1 protein-coding gene is annotated in these 241 nt (G+C 38.2%); it reads right to left on the reverse strand.

Going from position 1 to position 241, the window contains the following annotated elements:
* On the reverse strand, nt 1–241 hold a 241-nt coding region (locus AACL61_RS07140; RefSeq protein ID WP_423245879.1), incomplete at both ends, for a transposase.

The raw sequence follows: 241 nt of genomic DNA on the forward strand, positions 1-241 counted from the left end.
TATTAAGTTTTTCCAACACAATGATGTCGTACTTTTTGACCAATTTAGTAGTGAATTTTTGTAGCTGATCCAACCGTTGGTTGGCAATCTTTTGTCGATACTTCGCCACCATAATACGAGCTTTCTGATAATTCTTAAAATCATCTAATTGCCGTGGAACTAACACTTTATTATGATGATCCCAGGCGATTTCCTGCTGAGCCTTTAAGAACCGACGACTACGCAATTTCTCCCAACGATA

The organism is Limosilactobacillus reuteri subsp. porcinus (assembly GCF_036621895.1).
Classification (GTDB): Bacteria; Bacillota; Bacilli; order Lactobacillales; family Lactobacillaceae; genus Limosilactobacillus; species Limosilactobacillus reuteri_J.